The sequence below is a fragment of the Palleronia sp. THAF1 genome (genome assembly GCF_009363795.1).
Lineage (GTDB): Bacteria > Pseudomonadota > Alphaproteobacteria > Rhodobacterales > Rhodobacteraceae > Palleronia.
The window spans coordinates 1,633,489-1,649,298 of the sequence record NZ_CP045420.1 but is presented as its reverse complement, the minus strand read 5'-3'; the positions used below and the strand labels follow the sequence as shown (position 1 = coordinate 1,649,298).

Annotated in this window: 14 protein-coding genes; 3 read left to right on the top strand and 11 right to left on the bottom strand. The window is 63.1% G+C overall.

The window, feature by feature from the left end:
* Nucleotides 1-26: 26 nt before the first annotated feature.
* The 3 genes from FIU81_RS08255 to FIU81_RS08245 form a co-directional block, all read right to left on the bottom strand.
* Complete coding sequence (locus FIU81_RS08255; RefSeq protein ID WP_124112537.1) at nt 27-1,685, bottom strand: capsule biosynthesis protein; 1,659 nt, start codon at nt 1,683-1,685, stop codon at nt 27-29.
* A complete protein-coding gene (locus tag FIU81_RS08250; protein WP_124112536.1) occupies nt 1,663-2,322 on the bottom strand; it encodes an ABC transporter ATP-binding protein in 660 nt (219 codons plus the stop codon). Before FIU81_RS08250 ends, FIU81_RS08255 begins: the two co-directional genes overlap by 23 nt.
* A gap of 131 nt (nt 2,323-2,453) precedes the next feature.
* On the bottom strand, nt 2,454-3,716 hold the full coding sequence (locus FIU81_RS08245; protein ID WP_124112535.1) for a Na+/H+ antiporter NhaA: 1,263 nt from the start codon (nt 3,714-3,716) through the stop codon (nt 2,454-2,456).
* 180 nt (nt 3,717-3,896) lie between these two features.
* On the opposite strand from FIU81_RS08245, the gene FIU81_RS08240 reads away from it, so the two are divergent.
* A complete protein-coding gene (locus tag FIU81_RS08240) occupies nt 3,897-4,490 on the top strand; it encodes a uracil-DNA glycosylase family protein (protein ID WP_124112534.1) in 594 nt (197 codons plus the stop codon).
* Nucleotides 4,477-5,253, top strand: coding sequence for an SseB family protein (locus FIU81_RS08235; RefSeq protein ID WP_124112533.1), 777 nt, complete (start codon nt 4,477-4,479; stop codon nt 5,251-5,253). Before FIU81_RS08240 ends, FIU81_RS08235 begins: the two co-directional genes overlap by 14 nt.
* A 7-nt stretch (nt 5,254-5,260) precedes the next feature.
* On the opposite strand, the gene FIU81_RS08230 is transcribed toward FIU81_RS08235, so the two are convergent.
* From FIU81_RS08230 to FIU81_RS08205, 6 genes are read right to left on the bottom strand one after another with little or no spacing between them, the layout of a single operon-like run.
* On the bottom strand, nt 5,261-6,187 hold the full coding sequence (locus tag FIU81_RS08230) for a 2-hydroxyacid dehydrogenase (RefSeq protein ID WP_124112532.1): 927 nt from the start codon (nt 6,185-6,187) through the stop codon (nt 5,261-5,263).
* Nucleotides 6,184-7,329, bottom strand: a complete 1,146-nt coding sequence (gene rodA / locus FIU81_RS08225; protein WP_124112531.1) for a rod shape-determining protein RodA — start codon at nt 7,327-7,329, stop codon at nt 6,184-6,186. Before rodA ends, FIU81_RS08230 begins: the two co-directional genes overlap by 4 nt.
* The gene (mrdA, locus tag FIU81_RS08220) at nt 7,326-9,251 is read right to left on the bottom strand and encodes a penicillin-binding protein 2 (protein WP_124112530.1); all 1,926 of its coding nucleotides are present in this window, start codon (nt 9,249-9,251) and stop codon (nt 7,326-7,328) included. The genes rodA and mrdA overlap by 4 nt, the downstream gene beginning before the upstream one ends.
* Nucleotides 9,248-9,784, bottom strand: coding sequence for a rod shape-determining protein MreD (locus tag FIU81_RS08215; protein ID WP_124112529.1), 537 nt, complete (start codon nt 9,782-9,784; stop codon nt 9,248-9,250). Before FIU81_RS08215 ends, mrdA begins: the two co-directional genes overlap by 4 nt.
* A complete protein-coding gene (gene mreC / locus FIU81_RS08210; RefSeq protein WP_124112528.1) occupies nt 9,777-10,691 on the bottom strand; it encodes a rod shape-determining protein MreC in 915 nt (304 codons plus the stop codon). Before mreC ends, FIU81_RS08215 begins: the two co-directional genes overlap by 8 nt.
* A gap of 25 nt (nt 10,692-10,716) precedes the next feature.
* Nucleotides 10,717-11,754: a rod shape-determining protein gene (locus FIU81_RS08205; protein ID WP_124112527.1), complete on the bottom strand. Its 1,038-nt coding sequence runs from the start codon at nt 11,752-11,754 to the stop codon at nt 10,717-10,719.
* A gap of 342 nt (nt 11,755-12,096) precedes the next feature.
* Here FIU81_RS08205 and FIU81_RS08200 point away from each other — a divergent pair, with 342 nt between their 5' ends.
* Entirely contained in the window at nt 12,097-12,948 is an 852-nt protein-coding gene (locus tag FIU81_RS08200) for a DUF4394 domain-containing protein (RefSeq protein WP_124112526.1), read from the top strand.
* A gap of 74 nt (nt 12,949-13,022) precedes the next feature.
* On the opposite strand, the gene FIU81_RS08195 is transcribed toward FIU81_RS08200, so the two are convergent.
* Together FIU81_RS08195 and FIU81_RS08190 are read right to left on the bottom strand one after the other, a co-directional pair.
* On the bottom strand, nt 13,023-14,030 hold the full coding sequence (locus tag FIU81_RS08195) for a PAS domain-containing protein (protein ID WP_124112525.1): 1,008 nt from the start codon (nt 14,028-14,030) through the stop codon (nt 13,023-13,025).
* A 104-nt stretch (nt 14,031-14,134) separates the two neighbouring features.
* Nucleotides 14,135-15,706 (bottom strand): 2-isopropylmalate synthase, encoded by a 1,572-nt coding sequence (locus FIU81_RS08190; protein ID WP_124112524.1) that lies wholly within the window; start codon nt 15,704-15,706, stop codon nt 14,135-14,137.
* Nucleotides 15,707-15,810 lie beyond the last annotated feature (104 nt).

Here is a 15,810-nt window from a genome sequence, read left to right as displayed (position 1 = left end):
GCGGGAAAATCCGCCCTCCGGTGTGCTTAGCTTGAAACCTGTTCGCGCAGGATCGACGCGGTCAGCGACAGCATCAGGTAGATGCCGGAGAAGATCAGGAATGCCAGCAATGTGTTTTCGAACGAGCGCGGATAGGTCGGCTCGTCCGGCGGGATCGGCGACACACCCAGCGACAGGTAGCGCACCTGACGGTTCGCCTCGATTCGGGCGGTTTCCAGCTGTTGTAGGGACTGCTGCATCAGGGCGGTGCGTGTTTGTAGTTCGGTTTCGGCGATGCGCAGCTGGGCCGAGACGCGGGCTAGGGACGCAACGCCGGTGGTACCGTCGGTCATCTCTGAACGCAGATCGTCGATCACGGTCTGCAGTCGTTCGATATCGCCTTCGACACCGGCCACGCGGGCCTCGTTCGGACGGCGGTTGGACTGAAGCTGGGCCAGTTCCAGCCGCTTCTCTCGTAGCTGCGTCTGGAACGCGGTCACCTGGCTCATGACAGAGCCGCTTTCGGCGACCGGGTCCAGCACGCCAAGCTGTTCCTGCAGTTCCAGCACGGCGGTCTGGGCGGCCAGCATCTTTTCTTCCGATTCCTCGAAGCTTTCGCGCGCGCCGGACATTTGGTCGGCCCGAAGACGCTGGGTCAGCTGGTCCACGCGCTCTTCCGCGTAACCGATCAGAAGCGCTGAATATTCTGCAGATACGTCGGGCGAGGCGGCGATGACCTCCATCTTCACGATGCCTTCGGTGGGGTCGTACCCGATCTGCACGTTGTCTTGGTAAACGTCGTAGGCCTCCTCATTAGAGGCGTCCGGCTCAAGCCGCTGGATCGGGTCGATCCAGTCTTGGCTGAAGTGCTCCTTGAAGCCTGCGTCTTCGTCCAGCCGCAACATCGCATCGCGCGAAGTCAGATAGGATTGGACGGTGATCGAATCCTGGCTGGTCGCGAAGCCCGTGCCCGAGAACAAGCCACCCATAGCACCGCCAGCACCGCTGTCGGCCTGCTGGATGACGAATTCGGTCTTCGTGGCGTACATCGGCGTGGCGACGTTGAAGTAATAATAGCCCGCCAACAGCGTTGGCAGGCCAACAAAAAAGGCCAACCGCGCAAACAGCAATACCAGCTTGCGACGACGACGGCGCGCAATATCGCGCTGGATATCGGCAATCTGGGCGATCTGCGATTGTGGGGCCGCCGCGGGCTCTGGCTTGCCCACCTCGGTCGATGGAACCTCGTTCGGCTGCGTGGTCTGCGGCAGCTGAACCCGTCCTGTCTGAACCGGTCCACTGCCATCCGGCACGACGAGTTCCAGCATGTTGGCGCGTTCGAACGGGTCGATCCCGGCCAGGCGAAGCTGGCGCACGGCGTCGAAGTCCGATGTGACGGATAGATTGTGCTTTTGCGCAAGACGGCGGGCCATGCGCAGCTGACGCCCCGTCAGACCTTCACGGCGGATCGACGACAGGTCGGTGCCGGGACGAGGGGTCTTCGTTGCAACATCGGTGGTCTCCGCGTCCGTCGCACTTGCAGTGTCGCGCTTGGCGATGCGGATCGACGCAGGCGCGGGCGCGGCGGTTTCCGTGCCGACGGCGTCCGGGCGTGCCGGCGTGTTCGCGGCCACGTCCTCTGCCGCCGAGGCGGCGGCGTTGCTACGCTTGAGGCGGAACTTCTTAGGCTTGGAGTTCGTAGTCATATAGACGCTTCGCCTCTTCCAGTGTGTCGAACATATGCAGCTGTCCGTTCATCAAAACGGCGGCAGAACGACAGAATTTTTCAAGTGTTTCAGCTTGGTGCGACACGACCACAAGCGTCGTGTTTTCCAGCCGCTGACGCAGGATCTGGCCGGCGCGGCGGTTGAACTCGACGTCCGTGGTGGCCGGCATGCCTTCGTCGATCAGGTAGATGTCGAAGTCCAACGCCAGTAGCAGCGCAAAGCTAAGGCGCGAGCGCATCCCTGCAGAGTAGGTGCCAACGGGCATGTCGAAGTATTCACCAAGATTGCACAGCCAGCGGCAGAAGGCTTCCAGGTAGTCCGGGTCCAGATTGTACAGCCGCGCGATGAAGCGTGCGTTTTCGGTCGCGGACAGCTTGTTGATGACGCCGCCCATGAAGCCCAGCGGGAAAGAAATGCGGCTGGTACGGCGGATGTCGCCTTCATCCGGTTTTTCCAGACCGGCCATCATGTTGATAACCGTGGTCTTCCCGGTGCCGTTCGGCGCAAGGATGCCCAGCGAATTGCCGACCTCGACGCGGAAAGAGGCGCGATCAAGGATCACCTTGCGCTGCGTTCCGGTCCAAAAGGACTTCGAGACATTGTCGAATTCGATCATGGCTTCCAAGCGGAGGGACCACGCAGAATGGTGGTCATGGCGCGACAATAGGCGCGTAATCTGACGATAATATGGCCCGGATTGGTGCCAATCGGCAAGATGTAGCGGGCTTTGTTGCCGATCCCTTGATGCTAGGCGGGCAGGCGCGCGCCAAGACTGCGGGCGGCGACGGATAGAAATACCAGTCCCACCAGAACGCCCAAACGCGCGGATTGCGACTGTTCGACGGTAAGCTGACTGGCATCCGCCAGTAGAAGCGACATGGTCAGACTTGCGCCCGCAACCAGTGCGACACGCGGCAGGATACCCTGTGCTGCGACAGGCCCGCCCGCTTTCGCGACGACCCAGCCGCCCGCAAGCACACCCAGCGGCTTGCCCAGAAGCATGGCAAGGATGACCGTCAGCGACAGCAGGCCGAATGTTGCGACGGGCACGCCTGCTTGGCAGAACGCGAAGAGGAACAGAACGACGCCGACGGGATAGCGCAGCATCTGCTCGGCGCGGTTCAGAAGGTCATGCAGGAAGCGTTCGGCAGAGGCGAAAACGCCGAAGGCGCGATCCGCATGGGGCAGGGCGGGCAGCACCGGCAACAGGCCTAGGGCAGGGTGCAGGCCCGACCGCGTGACCGCGAACAGGCTAACGGCACCGGCGACCACGTAAGGCAGCAGGCCAAGGCGCAGTCGAACGGCAGTCTGAGCGGGTTTCACGGGATCGGCCCCATCCAGCCGCCGGGGCAGCCAGTTCGCCAGCCCATAGGCCAAACCCCCGGCTAGGGCTGCAAGTAAAAGCCACAGGGGCTGGATCGAGGATTGCACATGGAAGATGGCCAGGATCAGAACCGACAGCGCATCGTCCGCCACCGCCATGACCAACAGCAACCGCAGGGCAGGGTGCTTCGCGCCGAATGCAGCGCGCCCCAGAATGTAGGCCACCGCGATATCCGTGCCGACCGGGATTGCCCAGCCTGCCTGCGCGTCCAACCCGAAGGCCGCGTTCAGCGCCAGATAGACCACCGCCGCGCCCGCCATGCCGCCAATGGCCACGCCGATGGGCAGGATTGCGTCCGAACCCCGCAAAGCTCCGTGGTCCAGAACCAATGCCTCCCACAACTCCTTGGCGGCGAGGAATAGGAACAGGGACATGCCAAGTTTGGTCACGGCCTCGGACACCGTCAGAACGCGGCGCACATCACCCAGATCCGGGATGCCGAAGCGCGTGCCATGCTGCGTGAGCCAGACGCCCGCATCTTGGCCGACATAGTCGCCGAAGCTGATCGGGAAGGCGGTCAGATAGGCGTAAAGCCCAGGCGTGAGGTTCGCCAACACCATCGCCAGAAGGGCACCTATGCCCAGCGTCCAGACGTAGTTCTCCAGAAAGGTCCAGACCCGGTACATCGCATCCCCACTTCCGATGTGCGGTTCACTGTTCTAACGAAACAAGCGCGCCGGAAAGATCGCCCGACTCGTTTTTTCAGATGTGTGTCGTGTAATTCCGAAGAAAAGTCAGAAACTCCGGTTTGAAGCGCGGCATTCCCACCGCTTGTCTTCAGAGCCTCACCCCATACCTCGCAACGCATGGACGATCTGATCGCGCGCCTCTCCCAATGCACCCTTTGCGCCGAGCGTTTCGCGGCAACGGCCACGGGCCACCGCCCCAACCCGGTGGTCTGGTTCCGGCCCGGCGCGCGACTGCTGATCGCGAGCCAGGCGCCGGGATTACGCGTGCATGAGGCCAATACGCCGTTCTGGGACCAGTCCGGAAAGCGCCTGCGCGACTGGCTTGGGCTGGAAGAGCCTGCATTCTATGACCGCTCTCGCGTGGCGATCGTGCCCATGGCCTTCTGCTTTCCGGGCTATGACGCGAAGGGATCGGACCTGCCGCCGCCGGCCATCTGCGCCAAGACATGGCGCGCGCCGATCATCGACGCGCTGGACAGCGTGCGTTTGACTGTCCTGATCGGCGGCTACGCACAGAAGTGGCACCTTGGTACGAAGACCAGCGTGACGGATACCGTGCGCGCCTGGCGCGACCATGCGCCGTCGGTCTTCCCCTTGCCGCATCCGTCGTGGCGCAATACCGCATGGCTCAAGCGCAATCCGTGGTTCGAGACCGACCTGCTCCCCGTTCTGCAAGCGCGCGTGAAAGAGGTGATGGATGACCCCGCTTGACCAAGCCCATGCCGCGATGGACGCGGCCCCCGACGATGACGCGGCGCGACTGGCGTTCCACGACCGCCTTGCCTCTGCCGAGTTATATCTGCTGCTGATTGCAGAGCCAGAGGGCGACGCGCCGCTTGATCCGCGCCTGTTCGAGACGACGCAGGGCAGTTTCGTGCTGGTTTTCGACCGGGTCGAGCGGCTGGCGGAGTTTGCCGAAGGCTCTGCCCCCTACGCCGCGCTGTCCGGGCGTATTTTGGCGGCGATGCTTGCGGGCAAGGGGATCGGCTTGGCGCTGAATCCGGGCGTCGCGCCATCGTCCTACCTGATGCCACCCGACGCCGTGAACTGGCTGGCCGACACGCTGTCGGACGGCCCAGAGGAAACGCAGGCGACCCCAAGCGACCTGACGCCGCCCGGCAATCTGCCCGAGCAGTTGTTGACCGCGCTGGACGCTAAACTGGCGTCGGCCCGTGGCTTGGCGCGGATCGCTTATTTGGCGGGCGTGACGTGGGACAGTGGCGCGAAAGGGCATCTGTTGGCCTTCATCGACGCCGCCCCCGGCGCTGAAGGCGCGCTGGCCCGCGCTGTGCGCGAGGCGCTGGTGTTCTCAGGGCTGGAAGCGGGCGCGCTGGACGTGACCTTTTTCGCCGCATCGAACCCGGTCGCGGCTAGATTGGCACGCGTCGGCCTGCGCTTCGACCTGCCGAAGTTCGAGCCGCTGCAGCCCAAAGCCCCCGGCATGGACCCCAGCACACCGCCGCGCTTGCGGTGATTCAGGCCTAGTAGCCCGCACTTTTGTCCACTTCGTGCAGCAGTGGCTGCCCGGCCGTCGCCCGCTCGGTATTCTCTGCAATTACCGAGGCCGCAGTCTCGGGCCGTGTCTCCGACGCGATATGCGGTGTGATCGTGACCCTGGGGTGGGCCCAGAAGGGGTGCGCGTCCGGTAGTGGTTCGGTGCGGAATGTGTCCAGCGTCGCGTGCGCGATGTGGCCCGTGTCCAACCCCTCCAACAGGTCCGCGTCCACGATCAGTCCGCCGCGACCGGGGTTGATGACAACTGCGCCCTTCGGCAGCAGCGCAAGGTGGCGGGCGTCCATCAGGTCGGCCGTTTCGGCGGTTAGCGGCAGAAGCAGAACAAGGATCTGGGCATCCGAAAGCGCCTGATCCAGTGTGTCGCTGCCTGCCAAACAGCGCACGCCGTCAATCCGCTTTTCGGACCGTGCCCAGCCGGTAACGGGAAAGCCCAGACCGGCCAGCGCGCCGGCCACGGTCGATCCCAAGGCACCAAGCCCCAGCACTGTCACAGGTCGGTCACTGGCCAACGGCGGCACGACCGGCGCCCAGCGATCTTGTGTCGCGAGTTGTGCATCCAGCCCAAGGTGGTGCCGCAGAACGTGGCCGACGCAATAGTCCACCATGCCTTGCGTCAGCCCCGGATCGACCATGCGCGCGAAAGGCTGGGTCAGGGTCGGATTGCCCACCACGCCTTCGACCCCGGCCCAAATGTTCAGAACAGCCTTGGCGTTCGTATAGGGCGCGAAGTCCTGCAACGGTGCGCCGGGCGCGTAGACGATGATGTCCGTCTCTGTCGCCGGGTGGTCCTTCGCCAGATCGACCTTCAACCCCCGCGCGTCAAATGCACGTTCAAGCGGCCCGCGCCACGCATCCCACCGCTCTGCTCCGGCAGCGAACAGAACGCGGATCACCGGCCGCGCGCCCTGTGCACATGGGCCGATTGCACCAGTCCGAAGCCCACCATCAGCACCAGCATGGCAGAGCCGCCGTAACTGACCAGCGGAAGCGGAACGCCTACGACGGGGGCCAGACCCATGACCATCGCCATGTTGACCGAAAAGAACAGGAAGAACGTCGCCGCGATCCCCAACGTCATCAGCGACGCGAAGCGGTTGCGGTTGTTCATCGCCGATATGACGCAGAAGATGACGATGCCCAGATACAGCGCCAGCAGAGAGAACGCCCCGATGAAGCCGAACTCTTCGGCCAGCGTGGTGAAGATGAAGTCTGTGTGCTTCTCGGGCAGGAAGTTCAGGCGGCTTTGCGTGCCCTGCATGAAGCCCCGCCCCGTCCAGCCGCCCGATCCCAGCGCGATCTTGGACTGGGTGATGTGGTAGCCCGCGCCAAGGGGGTCGCTGGCGGGGTCCAGAAACGTGTCGATCCGGCGATACTGGTAGTCCTTCAAAAGCTGCCATGATGTGCCGCGCGACGAAAACACGGCCGTGACCGCGCCCACGCCCGCGCCGATCACGGCGATGAAATACCACCAGCTGACGCCCGCGCAGAACATCACCACGCCGCCGCCCGCCACGAGCAGGATAGAGGTGCCTAGGTCCGGCTGGCGCAGCACCAGGAACGTGGGGATCGCGATCAGCACGAGCGGCAGGATCACCCATAGCGGGTTGCTGACCTTCTCCACGTCCAGCCAGTCGTAATAAGCCGCCAGCATCATCACGAGCGTGATCTTCATCAGCTCTGACGGCTGCAATTGCATGAAACCGATGTCGATCCATCGTTGCGCGCCCATGCCCGTGGTGCCCACGAATTCCACCGCCACCAGCAACAACAGCGCGACCCCGTAGCCGATGCCCGCCATGGAGCGCCAGAACCAGATCGGCGTCAGGCCGATGGCGAACATGGCGATGCAGCCCAGCGCGAAACGCTTCATCTGCGGCTCTGCCCAGGGGGTCAGGGACCCACCGGCGACTGAATACAGCATCAGAAACCCGGCGCTGGCGACGGTGACCAGCAACAGGAACAGCGGCCAGTTCAGGTACAAGACCTTCGACAGCCCCGCTGGCACACGTTTGACGTTGTATTCAAGATAGCTCACGCGCGGTTTTTCCCGTCTCTGGTGGGGCGAAAGTCGCTGCGCAGGTCGAGTTCGGCGAAAAGCGACTCGACTTCGCGACGCACGCCGGAGGGGTAGCTTTCCATCGGTGGCAATTCTCCATGCAGGGCGAAAAGCATGATATCGCGCGCGATGGGCGCCGCCGCCGTCGATCCGCCGCCACCGTGCTCGACCACGACAGAGATCGCGTAGCGCGGGTTATCATAGGGCGCGTAGCCCACGAACAACGCATGGTCGCGCTGCTCCCACGGAACTTGGCTGTTATTGACGACTGCCGAGCGGACCTGACTGGTACCGGTCTTGCCCGCCATCGCCATGCCATCGGCGGCGATCCGGCTGCGAAAGGCTGTGCCGCGATTGGTGTTCGATACGGCGAACATGCCCTTACGGATCAGACGCAAGTGGTTCTCGTTCAGGCCAAGCGGTTCTGCCCCGACCACGGGCGTTTCCACACTGTCGATGGACTTGACCAAGCGCGGTTGAATTTTCGTGCCGGACGCGATCCGCGCCGTCATCACGGCCAGTTGCAAAGGCGAAGACAGCACGTAGCCCTGCCCGATAGAAGCGTTCAGGCTGTCGCCCACGCGCCATTCCTGATCGTAGCGCTGCCGCAGCCACGCCTTGTCCGGCATCACGCCAGAGGTAACGGCAGACATCGGCAGATCGAAGTCCTCTCCGATGCCGAACTTGCGCGCGGTCTCGGCGATACGGTCGATGCCGACGCGCTGGGCCATTTCGTAGTAGAAGACGTCACACGACTGCTGGAGCGATTTTTCCAGATTCATCCGGCCATGCCCACCGCGCTTCCAGCAGTGGAACCGGCGGTTGCCCAGCTCGGTGTAGCCGCCGCAATAGACCGTCTCGTCCGACGACAGCAGCCCGGCTTCCAGAGCGGCCAGCGAGACCAACATCTTGAACGTGGAACCCGGCGGATAGGCGCCCTGCACGGCCTTGTTGGCCAACGGCCGGTAGATGTTGCCCGTGAGTTCGCCATAGTCGGCAACAGAGATGCCGCGCACGAATTTGTTGGGGTCGAAGGTGGGCGCGTTGCCGACGGACAGCAGATCGCCCGTGCGCACGTCCATCACGACCGCCGCTGCCGATAGTCCGATAGCCAGCCGCGCTTCGGCGAAGTTCTGCAGCTTGCTTTCCACGGTCAACTGCAGGTCTGCACCGGGCGTGCCGTCGTCACGGTCCAACTCTCGCATGACCCGACCGGCGGCGTTCACCTCGATCCGGCGCGCACCGGCCTTGCCGCGCAGCGCGCGCTCGGTCTTTTGCTCAACGCCCGTCTTGCCGATCTGGAACTTGGGGATCTGCAAAAGCGGATCGTCGTCGTCGATCCGGCTAAGGTCGTAGTCTGATACCGGGCCGACATAGCCCACGACATGCGCGTGGTCCGCGCCCAGAGGATACTGTCGAGTCAGGCCCACATCCGGCGTGATGCCGGGCAAGGCGGGGGCGTTCACCGCAACGGTTGCTACGTCTTCCCACTGTCGCTGATCGGTGATCGTCACAGGCACGAAGGGAGAGCGGCGGGCGATCTCCTTGCGGGCACGCTCCATCTCGTCCGCATCGATGTAGATCAGCTGTTGCAGACGCGAGAGCACGTCTTCCACGTCGCCCGCGTCTTCCTTGACGATGACGATGCGGTAGTTCTGTGAATTCTCGGCCAGCGGGATACCGTTGCGGTCGAAGATCAACCCACGCGGCGGCGCGACAAGGCGCATGTTGATGCGGTTTTCTTCGGCCAGCAGGCGGAACTCATCGGCTTGCTCGACCTGCATCTGCCGCATCCGCCAGCCCAGCAGTCCGGCGACGCCCAGTTGCACCCCGCCCAGCACCGCGGCCCGGCGCGTGATGATGCCGACGGATGTTTCGGTATCGCGTTGCGTGCGCTTCATGATCTGGCCTCCGCGTCACGTTCGGTGGGAGAGGGCACGCGCACCCCGAACAGGAAGACGGTGACCACGACAACCAGCGGATACACCGCCACGGTGGCCAGCAACTCTAGCAGCGTCGCACCGAAGGCCGGCTGCGGGATTACGAAGACACCCATCACCAAAGCCTGCGCCACATACATGGCCGTCAGCGTGCCGCCCACCAGCATCCATTCAACGGGGAAGGGCTGCTGATCGGTCAACTCGCTGCGGTTGCGCAGGAACTCTACTCCCATCACCGTGATCAGCGCCCACAGACCCAGCGGGCGCATGAACAGGATGTCGGCCATCAGAGCGATACAGGCGATCAGCCACGTCGGCACGTATTCGGGGCGGCGCAACACCCAAGCGAACGCCAATACAGTCAGCAAATCCGGTGCCGGAAGGCGGCCACCTGAATCGTGGAAAGGCAGGATCCGTACGAAAAGGAAGACCGCCGCAATGGCCAGCAAGAGCATTCGGTAGCTCGCGCGGCGCAGGGTTACGGGATCAACCATCCGTACCCTCCACCGTTTGTGGGGGCAGCGCGACGGTCTGCGCATCCCGTTCGGGTGCAACAAGCCCGCCCGGTTCGGTAATACGCTCGGTCTCGATCGAACGAAGCACGCGCAGGAACTCCAACCGCTCGTAATCGGCGGCCAGACGCACCCGCAAACGGCTGTCTGACCCCTGCACGACCGTGCCGACAAGTACGCCAGCGGGCAGCACGCCGCCGTCGCCGGAACTGACCACACGGTCGCCCGGACGCACGCGGTCACTGCCATCCAGGAAGTCCAGCGGCGGGATCGGAGAGTTGTCGCCCGCAAGGATCGCCTTCTGACCAGACGGCTGGATCGCCACCGGAACGCGAGAGTTGCTGTCAGACAGCAGGATCACCCGGCTGGATGCCGTGCCCACGCCAGAGATGCGCCCCACAAGGCCCAGCCCGTCGGTCGCAGCCCAGCCATCGCGGATACCGTCGCGCTGTCCGATGTTCAGTAGCACGGACTTGCGAAACGGGCTGCCCGCGTCGGCAAGCACAACGCCTGTGATGAATGTCAGCTTCGGATCGAGCCGCACCTTGTTGAGGTCCAGCAGCTTGGCGTTTTCCTGCTCCAGTTGCAGGGCCGCTTCCTTCCACGCCTTCATCTGCTGTAATTCGCGGCGCAGCTCTCGGTTCTGCTCGTAGATGCGCGAGTAGCTTTGGAAGTTGTCGATCATGCTCGACGCCCGCGTTACCGGGATCAGCGCCCAGTCCATCGAGGGCACCACGGTATCCACGATCTGCGCGCGCATCCGTTCGGCGCGCGGACTGTCGATGCGCCAGAACAGGAACAGCGCAAGACACAGGATCACCACCGTGCCGACGACGATGCGGCGCACGGGGCGGGTGTAGTCTTCGCTGTTCAGTCTCTCACGCGCCATGGGTCAGTCCCTGCGCTCCGCCAGGTCAGCTTTCGTAGTCTATCACATGCCGAAGCTGTTTCTCGTATTCGAGCGCTTTTCCGGTGCCGAGCGCCACACAATTGAGTGACTCGTCCGCAATCGACACGGCCAGCCCGGTCTGTTCGCGCAACGCAAGGTCCAGCTCGCCCAAAAGCGCGCCGCCACCCGTCAGCATCACGCCGCGATCCACGATGTCGGCGGCAAGGTCCGGGGGCGTTGTTTCTAGAGCGGTCATCACGGCCTCGCAGATCTGTTGTACTGGCTCGGCCAAGGCTTCGGCGACCTGTGCGGCGTTGATCTCGATCTCTTTCGGAACGCCATTCACCAGATCACGACCGCGGATCTGCATAGACTGGCCGCGCCCGTCGTCGGGCATCCGGGCTGAACCGATGGTGGTCTTGATGCGCTCGGCCGTGGCCTCACCGATCAGGATGTTCTGCTGGCGGCGCAGGTAGGCGATGATCGCCTCGTCCATGCGGTCACCGCCGACGCGGACGGATCGCGCGTAGACAATGTCGCCCAGCGACAGAACCGCGACTTCCGTGGTGCCGCCACCGATATCCACAACCATCGAGCCGGTGGGGTCGGTGATCGGCATCCCAGCACCGATGGCCGCCGCGATGGGTTCTGGGATCAGGCCTGCCTTGCGTGCGCCTGCGCTGATGACCGACTGGCGGATCGCGCGCTTTTCTACAGGCGTCGCACCATGCGGCACGCAGACGATGATCTTCGGCTTCGAAAACGTCGTGCGGCGATGGACCTTGCGGATGAAGTGCTTGATCATCTCTTCAGCCACGTCGAAGTCGGCAATCACGCCTTCGCGCATCGGGCGGATGGCCTGAATGGAACCGGGAGTCCGGCCCAGCATAAGCTTTGCGTCCTCACCCACGGCTAGGACCTGCTTGCGGCCATCCTTGGTGTGGAAAGCCACGACCGAAGGCTCGTTCAGCACGATGCCGCGGCCTTTCACGTAGACCAGCGTGTTCGCGGTGCCGAGGTCGATGGCCATGTCGGACGAAAAGAGGCCGGTTAGACTGCTCATTGCGCTCTGGTCCCTGATGGTGGGTGTGTCATAATTAAGGCGGGTGCCCGTGTCGGGCCTTATAGCAGTGCGCCGACCGGGGAAAAGGGGCGGGGGGCGGCATTTTAGGCGAATTGCAGCGCGATTGGGCCGGTGCTGCCATTCAAGGTTGCCGGAATTGCAGACCAACGTGCGGCGCGCGCGGCGCTATGGGTCTTTCCACCATATTTTGTCTTTGCAAGTCAGCCGTTTAAAAGAATGAGGCGCAAGAAAGTCAGAAATCGGGAAACTCGGGGGCAACATGTCCCGTGTGTTCGGTCGACGCCAGCCAATGTGGGATGGCGACGATCTGAAAGGATAACCATGACCTATCGTATTCTGACGACCGCTTCGATTCTTGCCCTGAGCACCGCCGGTGCGCACGCTGCCGGGCACGCTGGCAACATGGGCTATGCCCTTGCCGACGACGGCGCCACGCTAGTCGTGATGGCCGATATCGCCTCGCCCGCCGATCTGCAGACGTTTGAGTTGGCTTCGCCCGTCGATGCCATCGCATGGCGTCCCGTGACCGGCGAACTGCTGGGCATCACCAACGGCATGGTCGGCACGATTGACCCCATGTCCGGCGAAATGACCGATCTGGAAGCCTCTTTCGGTGACGACGCCACCCTGTCCGGCGATGCCGTGGCCTTCGACTTCAACAACGCCATCGACGCCGTGCGTGCGCTGTCCACCGGTGGCGACAACCTTGTCTACTTCCCCGTGGGCTTCGGCGATAACGACGACCGTGCCAACACCGTCGTCCGCATGACCGATCTGGCCTACGCCGAGGGTGACGATAACGCCGACGCGACCCCGATGGTCTTCGCCAACGCTTACACCAACGCGATCAACGGCGAGACCGCAGGTTCGACCTTCCAATATGGCATCGACGCCGAAACGGACTCGCTGGTCAGCGTCGCCAACAACGAAGGCACGCTGGAAACCATCGGTGCGATCACCGTCGATGGTGAAGAGGTCGACGTGGCCCCGATGGGCGGCTTCGACATCGTCTCGCCCAGCGAAGACGAGAATGCTGCCTACGCCATCCTGCAGATGGAAGGCGCAGACAACGCCGGTCTTTACATGATCGACACCGATACGGGTGCTGCGACCATGCTGGCCGATCTGGGCATGGGTGGCTTCAGCGGCTTCGCCGTTTCGATGCCGCAGTAAGTGCGCCTGACTGAATGACGAAGGGCCGCCTGGATCTGCAGGCGGCCCTTTTTTCGGTCATCTGTCGCGGCGTTTTAGACGGCGGGCAGAGCGAACGAGACGCGCAGACCTTTGCCGGTCCAGGTGAACTGGACGCCATCGGATTGCATCGACATCATTCTGCGGATCAACTCGACCCCGGATCCTTTCGTCAGCTCTGGTTCGGGGCGCTCTTCTCCGCAATCCTCGACCCAAGTCACGTGGATCGCTCCATCCTTCTCTTTCGTCTTGAGAATCACGCTGCCGGTATCGACGCTCAAGGCTCCATGCTTGATCGCGTTGGTCTGCAACTCACCCAGCGCCAGTGCAAGAAGCTGCACGGCTTGGTCGCTGATACTAACCCTAGGAATGTCGGCGATGCGCAGACGACCGTCGGCCTCCAGCACCGCCGTCACGGTCTCGCGCAGGGTGGCAGAGCGACGATTCGTGCCGATCAGCAGGTCCTGCGCACGGGCCATGTGGTTCAGGTGCGCGCGCAGACGAGACTGAAATTCTGACACGCTGTTGGCGTGGCGGGAGACCAGCGTGGTCAAAGAAGACACGACCGTCAGAAGATTTTTCAAGCGGTGTCGCGATTCATGCGCGATCATGGTCTGCACCTGCGCGGTGTGTTCGGCCGCAACCGCGCGGGCCTGGTCGGCCAATTGCTCTGCGCGGGTCATGGTCACATCGCGTGAGATCGACATGATGTGTGTGATCTGTCCGCTCTCGTCTCGGATCGGAGAGACGGCGACTTCCCACCAGCGCGGCGTTCCTTTGGCGGTGGGGCAGAACGCCTCGAACCGGCTGCTCTCACCGTCGATGGCGCGGGTTACGGCGTCAGAGATCAGAACCTGGCTGTCTTCGGGCCAAAGCGCCCACCATGGCTCTCCCATAACTTGATCGAAGGAATCGATCTCCATGATTTTCTGGCCGGTTTCGCTCATGAACCCAAGGGTTCCGTTGGGCGACAGGATCTTGATGCAGTCCTGGCTTTGATTCAGAAGCGCAAGCAGTGTGCCTTCACGCGGCGCTTCGAAAGAGATGTGCTGCGACCCATCCATCTCGGGTTCCTCATTAAGCAACTGTCAGCACAGACTTACATGAAGCAGAATTATAAATCGGGGAAGGGGCAATGCGCAACTTTGCTGCGCAATGCCCCCGACGTTCAGACAGTATCGCGGTATCCCACTGTTTTGGTATCCACTCCCGCCGCGGTTGTGCGCCGTTTCACCAGCAGCCGGTTCAGCGCCGAGATATAGGCCTTGGCGCTGGCCACGACGGTATCGGTGTCGGCGGATTGACCGGTGACGATCCGGCCTTCCTCTTCCAGCCGAACGGTCACAGTGGCTTGCGCATCTGTGCCCTCGGTCACGGCGCTGACCTGATACAACTGTAGACGCGCGGAATGCGTGACCAGCGATTTGATCGCGTTGAAGGTCGCATCGACCGGACCGTCGCCCTGAGCGGTCGTCTGATGATCCTCACCGTCCACGCGAAGCGTCAGGTCCGCCGACTGGGGCGCTTCGGTGCCGCAGATCACGCGCAGGAATTTCAGCTCCAGCGCATCTTCCGCCGCACCCTGCGCGCGGACCAGTGCCTCGATGTCCTCGTCGAACACCTCTTTCTTGCGGTCGGCCAACGCCTTGAACCGCACGAAGATGTCCTGCAGCTGATTGTCCGCCACGTCGAAGCCCAGGTTCTTCAGCTTGTCCTTCAGCGCGGCCCGGCCAGAGTGCTTGCCCATCACCAGCGACGTGTCCTTCAAGCCCACGTCGGCGGGACGCATGATCTCGAACGTCTCGGCGTTCTTCAGCATTCCGTCCTGGTGGATGCCGGATTCGTGCGCGAAGGCGTTCTTGCCGACGATGGCCTTGTTGAACTGCACTGGGAAGCCGGAAACGGTGGCAACCCGGCGCGAGATGTTCATGATCTTGGTGGTGTCGATGCCGGTGGTGAACGGCATGATGTCACCACGCACCTTCAGCGCCATCACAACCTCTTCCAGCGCGGTATTGCCCGCACGCTCGCCCAGACCGTTGATCGTACATTCGATCTGCCGCGCGCCGCCCTCGACCGCAGCAAGGCTATTGGCCGTCGCCATGCCAAGGTCGTTATGGCAATGCGTGGCGAAGATCACGTCTTGCCCGCCGTCCACTTCCGCGATCAGGCGGCGGATCAATTCAGCGGATTCGACCGGGGCGGTATAGCCGACAGTGTCAGGGATGTTGATCGTGGTGGCACCCGCCTTGATCGCGATTTCAACAGTGCGCTTGAGGTAATCCCACTCGGTTCGCGTGGCGTCCATGGGCGACCACTGCACGTTGTCACACAGGTTGCGCGCGTGGGTCACGGTGTCGTGGATGCGGTCCGCCATCTCGTCCTGGGTCAGGTTGGGGATCGCTCGGTGCAGAGGCGAGGTGCCGATGAAGGTATGGATGCGCGGCTGACCCGCGTGGCGTACCGCCTCCCAGCAGCGATCGATATCCTTGATGTTTGCCCGCGCCAGTCCGCAGATCACGGCGGCCTTCGACCGTTCGGCGATCTCTTTGACGGCGGCGAAGTCGCCTTCGGACGCGATTGGGAAGCCCGCCTCGATCACATCGACGCCCATGTCGTCGAGTAGCTCCGCGATCTCCAGCTTTTCGGCATGGGACATGGTGGCACCGGGCGATTGCTCACCGTCGCGCAGAGTGGTGTCGAAAATCACGACGCGGTCGCGCGGGTGTTCGGTATTCATGGGATTGGTCCTTCGATGTCGCTTCAGTCTGTCTGCTTGGTCCGGCGCGGCGTCACCTCTGAGCGGCGCGCCGGGCAGGGCACGCTCAGAGGCGGGTAAGCAGC

What these genes read in the sequence shown, in the direction of transcription:
- FIU81_RS08200 (WP_124112526.1), top strand. Translation starts at nt 12,097, where the DNA reads ATGACCTATCGTATTCTGACGACCGCTTCGATTCTTGCCCTGAGCACC.
- FIU81_RS08190 (WP_124112524.1), bottom strand. Translation starts at nt 15,706, where the DNA reads ATGAATACCGAACACCCGCGCGACCGCGTCGTGATTTTCGACACCACT.
- FIU81_RS08215 (WP_124112529.1), bottom strand. Translation starts at nt 9,784, where the DNA reads ATGGTTGATCCCGTAACCCTGCGCCGCGCGAGCTACCGAATGCTCTTG.
- FIU81_RS08235 (WP_124112533.1), top strand. Translation starts at nt 4,477, where the DNA reads ATGACCCCGCTTGACCAAGCCCATGCCGCGATGGACGCGGCCCCCGAC.
- FIU81_RS08205 (WP_124112527.1), bottom strand. Translation starts at nt 11,754, where the DNA reads ATGAGCAGTCTAACCGGCCTCTTTTCGTCCGACATGGCCATCGACCTC.
- FIU81_RS08240 (WP_124112534.1), top strand. Translation starts at nt 3,897, where the DNA reads ATGGACGATCTGATCGCGCGCCTCTCCCAATGCACCCTTTGCGCCGAG.
- FIU81_RS08195 (WP_124112525.1), bottom strand. Translation starts at nt 14,030, where the DNA reads ATGGATGGGTCGCAGCACATCTCTTTCGAAGCGCCGCGTGAAGGCACA.
- mrdA (WP_124112530.1), bottom strand. Translation starts at nt 9,251, where the DNA reads ATGAAGCGCACGCAACGCGATACCGAAACATCCGTCGGCATCATCACG.
- FIU81_RS08250 (WP_124112536.1), bottom strand. Translation starts at nt 2,322, where the DNA reads ATGATCGAATTCGACAATGTCTCGAAGTCCTTTTGGACCGGAACGCAG.
- FIU81_RS08245 (WP_124112535.1), bottom strand. Translation starts at nt 3,716, where the DNA reads ATGTACCGGGTCTGGACCTTTCTGGAGAACTACGTCTGGACGCTGGGC.
- FIU81_RS08255 (WP_124112537.1), bottom strand. Translation starts at nt 1,685, where the DNA reads ATGACTACGAACTCCAAGCCTAAGAAGTTCCGCCTCAAGCGTAGCAAC.
- mreC (WP_124112528.1), bottom strand. Translation starts at nt 10,691, where the DNA reads ATGGCGCGTGAGAGACTGAACAGCGAAGACTACACCCGCCCCGTGCGC.